This is a genomic window from Massilia genomosp. 1 (assembly GCF_011682185.1).
GTDB lineage: Bacteria > Pseudomonadota > Gammaproteobacteria > Burkholderiales > Burkholderiaceae_D > Telluria_A > Telluria_A rubra.
The window spans coordinates 1-201 of sequence record NZ_WHJF01000728.1; the positions used below are offsets into that span (position 1 = coordinate 1).

1 pseudogene is annotated in these 201 nt (G+C 55.7%); it reads right to left on the bottom strand.

Annotation, left to right across the window (positions count from 1 at the left end):
* Window positions 1–201: pseudogene (locus tag F1735_RS38785) on the bottom strand (RNA-guided endonuclease InsQ/TnpB family protein); the annotation flags it as partial.

Below are 201 nucleotides of genomic sequence, written 5' to 3' on the forward strand. Positions count from 1 at the left end.
TCGGCCCGTTTCTCGAAGAAGTTCTTGTACGCCCTCTCCAAGTGCTTCAATGCATGTTGCAGCGGATGACACGGCGCGTCCTTCAGCCAAGGTGTGTCAGGACCAGTGCGCCACCCGGTCAATTGCTTCGCCATGGCGACGTAGCCGATGAACTTGTTACCGGCCTCATGATTCTCTTTTTGCATCGCCAACGCCTTGTTG